The 12,706-nt window shown below is 64.2% G+C and carries 11 protein-coding genes and 1 tRNA gene; 9 read left to right on the forward strand and 3 right to left on the reverse strand.

Annotation, left to right across the window (positions count from 1 at the left end):
* Positions 1-35: 35 nt before the first annotated feature.
* The 4 genes from ACIQUB_RS06645 (at position 36) to recJ (ending at position 5,230) form a co-directional block, all read left to right on the forward strand.
* Complete coding sequence (locus ACIQUB_RS06645; protein WP_047512040.1) at positions 36-452, forward strand: hypothetical protein; 417 nt, start codon at positions 36-38, stop codon at positions 450-452.
* Positions 453-678: 226 nt separating this feature from the next.
* The gene (locus ACIQUB_RS06650) at positions 679-1,899 is read left to right on the forward strand and encodes an LL-diaminopimelate aminotransferase (protein WP_018900041.1); all 1,221 of its coding nucleotides are present in this window, start codon (positions 679-681) and stop codon (positions 1,897-1,899) included.
* A 65-nt stretch (positions 1,900-1,964) separates the two neighbouring features.
* Positions 1,965-3,287: a homoserine dehydrogenase gene (locus tag ACIQUB_RS06655; RefSeq protein ID WP_018900040.1), complete on the forward strand. Its 1,323-nt coding sequence runs from the start codon at positions 1,965-1,967 to the stop codon at positions 3,285-3,287.
* A 140-nt stretch (positions 3,288-3,427) separates the two neighbouring features.
* On the forward strand, positions 3,428-5,230 hold the full coding sequence (recJ, locus tag ACIQUB_RS06660; protein WP_402928997.1) for a single-stranded-DNA-specific exonuclease RecJ: 1,803 nt from the start codon (positions 3,428-3,430) through the stop codon (positions 5,228-5,230).
* Between the two features lie 10 nt (positions 5,231-5,240).
* Here recJ and ACIQUB_RS06665 read toward each other — a convergent pair whose 3' ends face one another.
* Positions 5,241-5,708: an Lrp/AsnC family transcriptional regulator gene (locus ACIQUB_RS06665; RefSeq protein WP_113239305.1), complete on the reverse strand. Its 468-nt coding sequence runs from the start codon at positions 5,706-5,708 to the stop codon at positions 5,241-5,243.
* A gap of 96 nt (positions 5,709-5,804) precedes the next feature.
* Between ACIQUB_RS06665 and ACIQUB_RS06670 the strand changes: the two genes are divergently transcribed.
* Genes ACIQUB_RS06670 through ACIQUB_RS06685 form a run of 4 tightly spaced genes read left to right on the forward strand, consistent with a single transcriptional unit; the run spans position 5,805 to position 10,258 of the window.
* Entirely contained in the window at positions 5,805-7,010 is a 1,206-nt protein-coding gene (locus ACIQUB_RS06670) for a diaminopropionate ammonia-lyase (protein WP_402928999.1), read from the forward strand.
* Complete coding sequence (locus tag ACIQUB_RS06675) at positions 7,007-8,236, forward strand: Zn-dependent hydrolase (protein ID WP_113239307.1); 1,230 nt, start codon at positions 7,007-7,009, stop codon at positions 8,234-8,236. The genes ACIQUB_RS06670 and ACIQUB_RS06675 overlap by 4 nt, the downstream gene beginning before the upstream one ends.
* A 15-nt stretch (positions 8,237-8,251) precedes the next feature.
* On the forward strand, positions 8,252-9,406 hold the full coding sequence (locus ACIQUB_RS06680) for a M20 aminoacylase family protein (protein WP_113239308.1): 1,155 nt from the start codon (positions 8,252-8,254) through the stop codon (positions 9,404-9,406).
* Between the two features lie 54 nt (positions 9,407-9,460).
* Positions 9,461-10,258, forward strand: coding sequence for an aldolase (locus ACIQUB_RS06685; RefSeq protein WP_113239309.1), 798 nt, complete (start codon positions 9,461-9,463; stop codon positions 10,256-10,258).
* 145 nt (positions 10,259-10,403) lie between these two features.
* Here ACIQUB_RS06685 and ACIQUB_RS06690 read toward each other — a convergent pair.
* Positions 10,404-10,478: transfer RNA gene (locus tag ACIQUB_RS06690), tRNA-Glu, on the reverse strand.
* A gap of 169 nt (positions 10,479-10,647) precedes the next feature.
* A complete protein-coding gene (locus tag ACIQUB_RS06695) occupies positions 10,648-11,709 on the reverse strand; it encodes a class I SAM-dependent methyltransferase (RefSeq protein ID WP_113235839.1) in 1,062 nt (353 codons plus the stop codon).
* Between the two features lie 240 nt (positions 11,710-11,949).
* Between ACIQUB_RS06695 and ACIQUB_RS06700 the strand changes: the two genes are divergently transcribed.
* Complete coding sequence (locus tag ACIQUB_RS06700; RefSeq protein WP_113235838.1) at positions 11,950-12,384, forward strand: hypothetical protein; 435 nt, start codon at positions 11,950-11,952, stop codon at positions 12,382-12,384.
* Positions 12,385-12,706: the final 322 nt, after the last annotated feature.

Here is a 12,706-nt window from a genome sequence, read left to right on the forward strand (position 1 = left end):
AAGTCGAAGCAGCTTAAGGATTTGGAACCTCTGGCATGACCAACACAGGCATTCGTACCATCGCAAACGTCACCCGCATCGCCCTTATCGGCGCCGCCGCGGCCATGGCGCTTGCCGGATGCATGCGAACGCCCGAGGAAAAGGCCGCGTTTGCCGCAAAGCAGGCGGCCCCGACAGCCGTGGTCATGAACGCCACCAAGGGCGAGGCGCCGACCGAAAGCGGTCTGTCGCACTATCGTGACGGCTATCCTGGTTTCGGCGCGCCGCTGACCGCCGCCAACGTTCAGATGAACGACGAGGAAGCCTCGGGCCTGCAGCAGAAGCTGACGGCGCTGAGCAACCGACGCAAGGCGGGCACCATCTCGGAAGCCGAATACCAGCGCCGCGTTGCGGAATACCGCAAGCTAGCCGAAGACCACGGCCCGGAAACGCTGTCCGAAATCACCAAATAAGGCCTTGCCTTCTCTGGCGTTTGCAAGCAAAGCCTTCCGTCAGGTGCGGAAGATGAAATTTTCCTGATAAAGCGTCAGCCCCGAGGCGGTCCGTCAAAGAATCGCCGTGCGCTGGACGTCTGATGAATACGGCCTTGGCGATTCTGAAGTTCGTGTCGCAAGCAGCCGGAAGTTAGGACGAACTTCGATTTGCGGTCATGGTGGCCGCGTTTCCGTGGGGAAAGAGATGGAAGAGTTTCACAAAGTCCGGCGTTTGCCGCCTTATGTTTTCGAACAGGTCAACCGTTTGAAAGCAAGCGCGCGAGCGGGCGGAGCCGATATCATCGATCTCGGCATGGGAAACCCTGACCTGCCGACCCCCAAGGCGATCGTCGACAAGCTCTGCGAAGTGGTTCAGGACCCGCGCACGCATCGCTATTCCTCGTCCAAGGGCATTCCTGGCCTGCGCCGCGCCCAGGCCGCCTATTACGCCCGCCGCTTCGGCGTGAAGCTCAACCCGGATACGCAGGTGGTCGCCACCCTCGGCTCCAAGGAAGGCTTCGCCAACATGGCGCAGGCAATCACCGCGCCCGGCGATGTCATTCTCTGCCCGAACCCGACCTATCCGATCCACGCCTTCGGCTTCCTGATGGCGGGCGGCGTGATCCGCTCTCTGCCGGTCGAGCCGGATGACAGCTTCTTCCCGCCGCTGGAACGCGCCGTGAAGCACTCGATCCCGAAGCCGCTGGCGCTGATCGTCAACTATCCGTCGAACCCGACGGCCTATGTCGCGACGCTCGATTTCTACAAGGATGTCATCGCGTTTGCGAAGAAGCACGACATCATCGTGCTCTCCGACCTTGCCTATTCGGAGATCTACTTCGACGACAACAACCCGCCGCCATCGGTGCTGCAGGTGCCCGGCGCCATGGACGTCTGCGTCGAGTTCACCTCGATGTCGAAGACCTTCTCCATGCCCGGCTGGCGCATGGGCTTTGCTGTCGGCAATGAACGCCTGATCGCAGCGCTGACGCGCGTGAAGTCCTACCTCGACTACGGCGCTTTCACGCCGATCCAGGTCGCCGCCACGCACGCGCTGAACGGTGACGGCTCGGATATCGCCGAGGTCCGCGGCGTCTACAAGCGCCGCCGCGACGTCATGGTCGACAGCTTCGGCAAGGCCGGCTTCGAAGTGCCGCCGCCGGCAGCCACCATGTTCGCCTGGGCGAAGATCCCGGAAAAGTTCCGCCATCTCGGCAGCCTCGAGTTCTCCAAGCTCCTGGTCGAGAAGGCAGACGTTGCCGTTGCGCCGGGGATCGGCTTTGGCGAAATGGGCGACGATTACGTGCGTCTGGCGCTCGTCGAAAACGAGCACCGCATCCGTCAGGCGGCGCGCAACATCAAGAAGTTCATGTCCACCGCCGACGAGACGATGCACAACGTCGTCTCGTTGAACGCTCACCGCTGATACAATCAGTTCTTTCGGCAGCCGCTCCGGCGGCTGCCATTCATGACATATTTCAGGATCGATCCATGGCAGATGCCCTTAAAATCGGCGTTGCGGGCTTGGGTACCGTTGGTGCCTCTCTCGTTCGTATCATTCAGCAGCGCAGCGACGTGCTTGCCGCGACGTGCGGCCGGCCGATCCTGATTACCGGCGTTTCCGCCCGCGACAAGACCAAGGACCGCGGCATCGATGTCGGCGGCATCGAGTGGTTCGACACGCCCGAGGAACTGGCGACCAAGGGCGACATCGACGTCTTCGTCGAACTCGTCGGCGGCGCGGAAGGGCCGGCCAATATCGCCGTCCACGCAGCCCTCAACCGTGGTCTCCATGTGGTGACAGCCAACAAGGCGCTGCTCGCCTATCACGGCGTCGAGCTCGCCAGGATCGCCGAAGAGAAGGGCGCGCTGCTCAACTTCGAAGCGGCCGTCGCCGGCGGCATCCCCGTCATCAAGGCGCTGCGTGAATCTCTGACGGGCAACACGATCTCGCGCGTCTACGGCATCATGAACGGCACCTGCAACTACATCCTGACCAAGATGGAGAAGGAAGGCCTGTCGTTTTCCGATTGCCTGAAGGAAGCCCAGCGCCTCGGTTACGCCGAAGCGGATCCCGCCTTCGACATCGAGGGCAACGACACCGCCCACAAGCTCTCCATCCTGACGACGCTCGCCTTCGGCAACCAGATCGCCGTCGACGACATCTATCTCGAGGGCATCACCAACATCTCGATCGACGACATCCATGCGGCCGCCGATCTCGGCTACCGCATCAAGTTGCTCGGCGTTGCCCAGCGCACCGATACCGGCATCGAGCAGCGCGTGCACCCGACCATGGTACCCGTCGACAGCGTCATCGCCCAGGTCGATGGCGTCACCAACGCGGTTGCGATCGAATCCGACATTCTCGGCGAACTCCTGATGGTCGGCCCCGGCGCCGGCGGCAACGCCACGGCCTCGTCGGTACTCGGCGACATCGCCGACATCGCCAAGAGCCGCCCGGGCGCCCAGCAGGTTCCGGTGCTCGGCCACCCGGCCAAGTCGCTCGAGCCCTACCGCAAGGCGCAGATACAGAGCCACGAGGGCGGCTATTTCATCCGCCTGACGGTTCTCGACCGCACCGGCGTCTTCGCCAGCGTCGCCACCCGCATGGCCGAGAACCACATCTCGCTCGAATCCATCGTGCAGCGCTCCAAGCAGCACCTTTCGCCATCGCACCACCAGACGATCATCCTCGTCACCCATGCGACCACCGAGGATTCGGTGCGCAAGGCCGTCGAGGCGATCAAGACCGAGGGCTATCTGGTCGGCGAACCGCAGGTGATCCGCATCGAGCGTCCGAAGGAAGATTGAGCCTCGCACGCGTCGTGGCGATACGGCGTCACCGTATGGTGATCTATTCTGTGGGCGGCGGGGCGCAGGTGTGCTCCGCCGTCTTTCGTTTGCCGTCACGGCTCTGTAGAACGGCCTTGTAGTGGCAGTGGAGTGACATGATGGACATCCCGGCCGATCCGGTACAGCGCGCCTTTCTGGGTGTCGAGAAATCCGTTCTCGACAATCGCTGGATCTCGCGGCTGGATCAGGCCGGGCAGAACCGGGCGCTTGCCATGTCGCAGATGCACGGCCTGCCGGATCTGATCGCCCGCGTGCTCGCCGGCCGCGGCGTCACCGTCGACGAGGCGGTCGAATTCCTCGATCCGACGCTGCGCTCGCTGATGCCCGATCCCTACAAGCTGACCGATTGCGAGAAGGCGGCCAAGCGCATCGTTGATGCCATCAACACGCGCCAGCAGGTCGCGATCTTCGGCGATTACGACGTCGACGGCGCATCGTCCTCGGCGCTGATGTACCGCTTCCTCAGCCATTTCGGCGTGACATCCGAAATCTACATTCCAGACCGCGTCTTCGAAGGCTATGGCCCGAACCCCGCCGCCATGGACCAGCTGATCGACAACGGCGCCCGCCTGATCGTCACCGTCGACTGCGGCTCCACCAGCCACGAGGCGCTGGCGGCTGCCGCCAAGCGCCATGTCGACGTCGTCGTCATCGATCACCACCAGGTGACACACGACCTGCCGCAGTGCCACGCGCTCGTCAATCCGAACCGCGAGGACGATCTGTCGGGGCAGGGGCATCTCTGTGCCGCCGGCGTCGTCTTTCTTGTCTTGGTTGCCACACTGAGGCTGCTGCGCGAGGCCGGCCATCCGAAAGCGCGCAGCATCGACCTCCTGCAATGGCTCGACATCGTAGCGCTCGCCACGGTCTGCGACGTCGTTCCGCTGAAGGGCCTGAACCGCGCCTATGTCGTCAAGGGCCTGATCGCCGCCCGCCACCAGGGCAATGCCGGTCTGTCGGCGCTGTTTCGCAAGGCGGGTCTTGCCGGGCCGGTAACGCCCTATCATTTCGGCTTCCTCATCGGCCCCCGTATCAACGCCGGCGGCCGTATCAGCGACGCCGCACTCGGTAGCCGGCTATTGACGCTTGACGATAGCGGAGAAGCCGAGGCCATCGCCGAGCGTCTGGACGAGCTCAATCGCGACCGTCAGGTGATGGAAGCCCATATGCTGCAGGAGGCAGAGGCCGAGGCATATGCCGAATATGGCGACGGCACCGGCGCCTCCGTCATCGTCACCGCGCATGAGAAATGGCACCCCGGCATCGTCGGCCTGATCGCCGCGCGGCTGAAGGAGAAGTTCAAGCGCCCGGCCTTCGCCATCGCCTTCGACCCCAATGGCAAGGGCACCGGCTCCGGCCGCTCGATCAATGGCTTCGACATGGGCAAGATGGTGCGCGCGGCCGTGGACGAGGGGTTGCTGGTCAAGGGCGGCGGCCATGCGATGGCGGCGGGCCTCACCGTCGAGCGCGACAAGCTCGGCCGCCTGCGCGGCTTCTTTTCGGAGCGCGCCGAAAAGACGGTGGCGGCGCTGGTGGCCAACGAGACCCTTAAGATCGACGGCGCGATCGGCGCCAGCGGCGCGACGATCGATTTGATCGATCGCCTGGAAACGGCAGGGCCATACGGCTCCGGCCATTCGCAGCCGATCTTCGCCATCCCCGCCCACCGCGTCCGCGATTCGAGGATCGTCGGCGAGAAGCATGTGAAGGTGACGCTGGAAGCCATGGACGGCGCCCGTCTCGACGGCATCGCCTTCCGCGCCGCCGATACGCAGCTCGGCAACCTGCTGCTGAATTCGCGCGGCGCCAACCTGCATGTGGCGGGCTCGCTCGGCGACAATCACTATCAGGGCTCGCGCCGCGTCCAGCTGCGGGTGATTGATGGCGCCATCGCGCGCTGAGCCATTCCCGTCAGAGCGGCACTGTCAGCGTCGATTTGACGTTGTCCATGGCGATGAAGGTCTTGAATTTCTTCACATTGCCGCTGTCGAAGAAGAGCCGCCGCGTCAGCCGTTCGTAATGGGCCATGTCTGATATCAGCACGACGAGCACGAAGTCCGCCTCTCCGGTCACGTAATAGCACTGCTGCACCTCGGGCGCACCGGCAAAGCTCTGCTTCAGCGCATCGATCAGATCGGCACGCTCATTCTCCACTTCCACCTCGACGAAGATGGTGATCGGCTGGCCGACCTTGGCGGGATCGAGCAGCGCCGCGTTTTGCCGGATGACGCCACTCTGCTCCATCCGCTTGATGCGCCGCTGCACCGCCGGCGCTGACAGGTTGACCGCCTCGCCGATCACCCGCTGCGGCGTCGTGTTGTCCTCCTGCAGGATCTTCAGAATGGCGATGTCGAATTGGTCGAGACCATCGGCGGACATGGCGGCTCCACGAAACAAACTTGCAAAACAGAGGCCGTTTTGCAGCGCCTTTTTCGCGCCTCCTGCAATATATCTTTGTGCACAGGAGGGATCGACATGTTTTTGAAGAACACGCACATCGATTTCGGCAAGCCGCTATCCGCCAACGACGCTGGCATGCTCGGCCCCGAGGGCGCCGACCAGGCGCAAAACTATCTCAGCCACCGCGACGGCCATAAGCCGACGCCGCTGCACGCCCTGCCGGGCCTGTCGCGGGCGCTCGGCGTCGCCTCCATCCACGTCAAGGACGAGGGCCACAGGCTTGGGCTCGGCAGCTTCAAGGCGCTCGGCGGCGCCTATGCCGTCGCCCGCCTCGTGCTCGACGAGGCATCGAAGCGATTGGGCCGCTCGGTCGATATGGCCGAATTGCAGACGCCCGAGGTGAGAGCCGTGGCCGCCGCGATGACCTTTGCCTGCGCCACGGATGGAAACCACGGCCGCTCGGTGGCGCAGGGTGCTCAGCTGGTCGGCGCCCGCTCAGTCATCTCGGTTCACTCAGGCGTCAGCGCCGAGCGCGTCACCGCCATCGCCCGCTATGGCGCCGAGATGGTCCGCGTCGAGGGCACCTATGACGATTCGGTGGCGGAAGCCGCCCGCGTCGCCACAGAAAACGGCTGGACGATCGTCTCCGATACCGCATGGCCGGGCTACGAGCGCATCCCTGGCCTTGTGATGCAGGGCTACACGGCGCTGGTGCGCGAGGCGCTGCAACAGCTTCCGGAAGTGCCGACCCATGTCTTCGTTCAATGCGGCGTCGGCGGCATCGCGGCAGCCGTGGCCGCCCACTTTGCGCTCGAGCTCGGTGAGAACCGGCCTGTCTTCACCGTCGTCGATCCGGCCGGCGCCGCCTGCATGTTCGAGGCGGCAAGAGCGGGGCGGCCTGTTACCATCGCCCATGCAGAGCCGACGGTCATGGCGATGCTCGAATGCTACGAGCCGTCGCCGATCGCCTGGCGTATCCTTAGCCGGCTTGCCGATGGTTTCATGACCGTGGAGGATGCGGACGCGATCGCGGTGATGAACCGGCTGGCGCGGCCCGCTGCCGGCGATCCGGCCATCGTTTCGGGCGAAAGCGGCGGCGCTGGCCTGGCCGGACTGATTGCCGCGCTGTCTGATCCCGAGGCCAAGGCGGCGCTCGGGCTCGATGAGACGGCACGCGTCTTCGTCATCAACACCGAGGGCGCCACCGATCCGCAACGCTACGAGGAGCTGGTCGGGATAGCACCGGATAAGGTCGGTCACCGCATGGAGATATCCGCATGAGCCTTGCTTCCATTGATCGCGAGCGCATGCTCGGGCGCATTCGCGAACTGGGTGAGGTGGGGCGGGAGGATGGCCGGCTGACGCGGCTCGCCGGATCGGATGCGGACCGCGCCGGCCGCGATCTGCTGGTCTCCTGGTTGGAAGGCGCCGGGCTCGAGGTCAGAATAGACCGCATCGGCAACATCTTTGGGATCTGGACGGAAGAGCCGATCGCCGACGAAGCGCCGGTGCTGCTTGGCTCGCATATCGACACCGTGATCAACGCCGGAATCTATGACGGCTGCTATGGCGTGATCGCCGGGCTGGAGGTGATCGAAACGCTGAAACGAAACGGTTTTGCGCCATCGCGGCCGATCGCGGTGGCGGCCTTCACCAACGAGGAAGGCGTGCGCTATGCGCCCGATATGATGGGCTCGCTGGTCCATGCCGGCGGGCTCTCCGTCGAGGCGGCGCTTGCAAGCGTCGGAACGGACGGTTCGGTGCTGGGCGACGAGCTTTCGCGCATCGGCTACGCCGGCGATATCGAGCCGGGCTTTCTCAGGCCGAAAGCCTATGTCGAGCTGCATATCGAGCAGGGGCCGGTGCTGGAGCGCGAGGGGCTGCGGATCGGCGCAGTCGAGACCCTGCAGGGCATCTCCTGGCAGCGCGTGACGATATCAGGCGTCGCCAACCATGCCGGCACGACGCCGATGTCGATGCGCTCGGATGCCGGCCAGGCCGCCGCCGAGGTGATGGTTTTCCTGCGCCAGCGCGCGATGGCGTCAGACATTCCCGTGGTCGCCACCATCGGCTGCATGGCCTTCGAGCCGAACGCCATCAACGTCATCCCGTCGCTGGCAAGCTTCACCGTCGATCTCCGCAGCCCGGATGAGCAGCGTCTGCGCGAGGAGGAGGCGGCACTTTCCACCTTTCTCGATGCGCTGGCATTGCGCGACGGTCTCGGCGTTTCCGTCGAGCGGCTGGCGCGGTTCCAGCCGGTGACGTTCGACCCAGCTATCGTGGCGCTGATTGAGCAGGCTGCCGGCCGACGCGGTCTGTCGTCGCGCCGGATGACATCAGGTGCCGGCCACGACGCGCAGATGATCGCCCGCATCGCGCCCTCGGCGATGATCTTCGTTCCGAGCCGCGACGGCATCAGCCACAATCCGAGAGAGCATACCGATGCCGATGACCTTGTCGCCGGCGCCGACATCCTGCTTGATGTCGTCCGCGACCTCTCTGCATGATCGGGAGACGATGACATGACCGACCTGAAAGCGCTGAACGACGAGATGACGGCATGGCGGCGCGATCTGCACGCGCATCCGGAATTCGGCTTCGAGGAGACAAGGACGGCGGCCTTCGTGGCGGATAAGCTGCGTTCGTTCGGCCTCGAGGTCGCGGAAGGGGTCGGCGGGACCGGCGTTGTCGGCACGCTTACGCGGGGCACCGGTAATCGCGCGATCGCGCTCCGCGCCGATATGGATGCGCTGCGTATCACCGAGCGGGGACACGCGGACTACCGCTCGCGGGTGCCGGGCACGATGCACGCCTGCGGCCATGACGGGCACACCGCCATGCTGCTTGGCGCTGCCAAACTATTGGCCGAGGAGGGCGGTTTTGACGGCACAGTGCGCTTTCTGTTCCAGCCGGCGGAGGAGTGGGGCAAGGGCGCGCTCGCCATGCTCGACGGCGGGCTGATGCAGCGCTTCCCCTTCGAGGAGATCTACGGCCTGCACAACATGCCGGGCCTGCCGGTCGGGCATTTCGAGACAAGGACAGGGCCGATCATGTCGGCGGAGGATAATTTCGAGATCGTGCTCACGGGGCTTGGTGGCCACGCCGCCCGGCCGCAATTCGGCAACGAGGTGCTGGTCGCCGCCTGCGCGCTTGTGACGAACCTGCAGACGATCGTCTCGCGCCGGCTGAGCCCCGCCGATATCGCCGTGGTCTCCGTCACCGAACTCATCACCGACGGCACCCGCAACGCGCTGCCGGGGCTCGCCCGCATTCTAGGTGATGCCCGCAGCTTCCGCCCGGAAGTGAGCGCCGAGATCGAGCGGCAGATGCGCGTCATCGCCGATGGCACGGCGATGGCCCACAACGTGACGGCCGAGACGCGCTACACCCGCGAATTCGTGCCGCTCATCAACGACGCCACCTTGGTGGAGGAGGCGATGGCCGCCGCCCGCACTGTCCTGCAGGCTGATCACGTCAAGGTCGCCGCCGAACCGATGACCGCATCGGAGGATTTCGCGCGCTTCCTGGAACACGTGCCCGGCTGCTTCGTCTTCATGGGGAACGGCGAAAGCTCCGCGCCGCTGCATAATCCCGATTTCGATTTCAACGACGCTGGCCTTCTGGCGGGAGCACGCTACCATGCCGCGATCATCCGCCGACGCCTGCCGATTGCCTGAGTTTCCGCCCGCATATTTCTACTGCCTGACAAATAATCGCAATGGAGCATCGATATGGCGCATTCCCTGAACAAGCCCTACGCGGCAACCGGCGTTTCCGGCGCCAACCAGCCGGAACTCGACACCGAGGAGGTCTGGCAGGCCCGCGCCGATCTGGCGGCCTGCTTCCGCATGGCGGCGCGCCATGGGCTCGAAGAGGGGATCTGCAACCATTTCTCGGCGCTGGTGCCCGGCTATGACGACCTCTTCATCGTCAATCCCTATGGCTACGCCTTCCGCGAGCTGAGGGCATCGAAGCTTCTGATCTGCGATTTTCACGGCAACGTCGTCTCGGGCGAGGGCGAGCCGGAGGCGACCGCCTTCTATATTCATGCCCGCATCCATGCCCGCGTTCCGCGCGCCCGCGTCGCGTTCCACACCCACATGCCCTACGCGACGGCGCTGTCGATGACCGAGGGCGACCCGCTGATTTTCGCCGGCCAGACGGCGCTGAAATTCTACGGCCGCACCGCCTATGACCGCGATTACAACGGCCTGGCGCTGGACGAGCGCGAAGGCGACCGCATCGCCAATGCGATCGGCGACGCCGACATCGTCTTCATGAAGCATCACGGCGTCATGGTGCTGGCGCCCAATATCGCCGAGGCCTGGGACGATCTTTATTATCTCGAGCGCGCCTGCCAGGTACAGACGCTGGCGCTCTCCACCGGCCGCCCGGTCCTGCCGGTCGCCCCCGATATCGCCGAGGCCGCCTACCGCCAGATGCGCGAAGGCGACCCGGAATCGGCGCGGCTGCATCTGGCGGCGATCAAGCGCATGCTCGATGCCGAGGAGCCGCAATATCGCGATTGAGGGTGGGAGAGGGCGCGTGTCCAGAGGGGTACGCGCCTGATACGAGACGGCGAATAACAGATGGGACCGAACGGCTCGTTCGCTAGGTCATTTATGGGGAAATCAGGAAAAAGTTGTTCGTTATCAATGATAACGAAGAGAGAAGTGGCACGCCCTAGGGGAGTCGAACCCCTCTTCCCAGAATGAAAATCTGGTGTCCTAACCGATAGACGAAGGGCGCCTCCTTCGTGGTGGCGCCCTTATAATCAGGCACTTGGATTCCCGCAAGCGGCAAAACGCATAAAAATGGCGATGTGCTGATCTTTTCCCTATCTGATTGATAGTTAATGGCTATTTTCAGCGTTTGGCGATGCATCGATCCTGTCCGGGCCGCGGAAGTCGGCCTCTTCTCAAGCGCGAACCTCGAACACCATGTTGAACGGCGTTTCGGTGGCGCGGTGGAAATGCTTGAAGCCGGCATCGAGCGCCACCTTGCGCAATCGCGTTTCGCCGGCCTGCGCGCCGAGCGCCAATCCGACCTCCTGCGACATCGAGGCGGGCGTGCAGATCATCGTCGAGGCGCCGTAATAGACGCGGCCGACGGGGTTGAGATTGTCCTTTAGGTGATCATGCGCGAAGGGCTCGACGATCATCCAGGTACCGCCGGGCGCAAGCGTTTCCTTCACATGCTTTCCCGCGCCGACGGGATCGCCCATGTCGTGCAGGCAATCGAACATCGCGACGAGATCGTAACGCCCGGCCGGGAAGCTCGCCGCCGACGCCTGCTCGAAGCTGACGCGATCGGAAACGCCGGCCTCCTTGGCCGCCATCCGGGCGCGTTCGATCGACGGCATGTGATAGTCGTAGCCGACGAAGCGCGAGGCGGGATAGGCCTGCGCCATCAGGATGGTCGAGCTGCCATGGCCGCAGCCGACATCGGCCACCTTGGCGCCGGCCTTCAGCTTGTCCTCGACGCCATCGAGCGCCGGTATCCACTCGGTGACAAGGCTGTTGTTGTAGCCGGTGCGGAAGAAGCGTTCGGTGCCACGAAAGAGGCAGTTGCTGTGCTCGTGCCAGCCGAGTCCCTTGCCGGTGCGGAAGGCGTCGGCCACCTTCGGCTCATCCGTCCACATCGCCTGCACCAGCTGGAACGCGCCGGTGAAGAAGGCGGGGCTGTTCTCGTCGGCGAAGACAAGAGCCTGCTCCGGTGTCAGCCGGAAGCGGTCGGTCTTTTCGTCATAGGTCAGATAGTCGGCGGCGGCGAGCGCCGACAGCCATTCGCGCAGATAGCGCTCCTTGACCGCCGTCTTTTTTGCAAGCTCGGCGGCGGTCACGGGCTCGCCGTCGCTCATTGCCTTGAACAATCCGACGTCGTCGCCGAGCACCACGAGGGAGCCGGATACGGCGGCGCCGATATCGCCGACCAGCCGGCCGACGAGGGCATCCACTTTTTGCATGTCGGGTTGGCGCATGTCATCCTCCATAAAAATGCAGGGAAGAACCAGCGGCGCGACTATACACCCGCTCACGGCGGCGTGAAAGGACGGCGGAGTAGGGGGCGACGGCAGGCGTGAGCCTAAGCGTGGCAGCTGCGAGCTACGCGGATTGGTGTCACGCAATATTCGCGCAACCATCGAAAAAGCCGCGTTGACAACAAAATGCGCCGGGATAAGAGTGGCTTAGCCTGCATATTAGGCTTTGGAGGAATGACCATGATCAAGCATCTGACAATTCTTGCCTCTGTTTCCCTGCTCGGCGCGCTCGCCTTCGCCACACCGTCCTCGGCGCTCTCGATGAAGGAATGCAGCGCCAAGTACAAGTCGGCGCAGGCGGATGGTTCCGCCAAGGACATCAAGTGGAACGACTTCCGCAAGGCGCAGTGCGGGCCTGATGCGACGGCCGAGCCCGACGTGACGATGGCGACCGGCGTCGAGCCCGAGAAGCCGACGATGGACGCTCCCAAGGGCGTGACCTTCCCGACGGCGATTGCTCCCAAATACGCCAAGGAAACCCCCGGCAAGGGCCGCATGCACACCTGCGTCGATTCCTACCATACCAACAAGGACGCCAACACGCTCAACGGCCTGAAGTGGATCCAGAAGGGCGGCGGCTTCTACAGCCTCTGCAATGCCAAGCTGAAGGGCTGATTTCGGATTGCCGAACGTCCCCGGGACGGCATCCGCCGTCCCGTCCGGCTGCTACGGCGAGGCGGGGGAAGGGCTTCGTTTCAAAGGGTTTCCGGCGCCAGCCACCCTCTCCGTCGTCATGCTCGGTCTTGTACCGAGCATCTGCCGGTCTCTCCATTTGCTCGACGGGAATGGATACTTGCACCCGGCGGACTCATTCATCGCCTTTGCTTCGTTCGCTCGGCTTGAGCAGCACCGTTGCATTCTCGACGGCGTGCTTAGATCCTCGGCACGTTGGCCGAGGATGACGCCGAGAGTGAGGAGGCGCTCTCATTTCCACGTG

This window comes from Rhizobium sp. NPDC090275 (genome assembly GCF_044772225.1).
GTDB lineage: Bacteria > Pseudomonadota > Alphaproteobacteria > Rhizobiales > Rhizobiaceae > Rhizobium.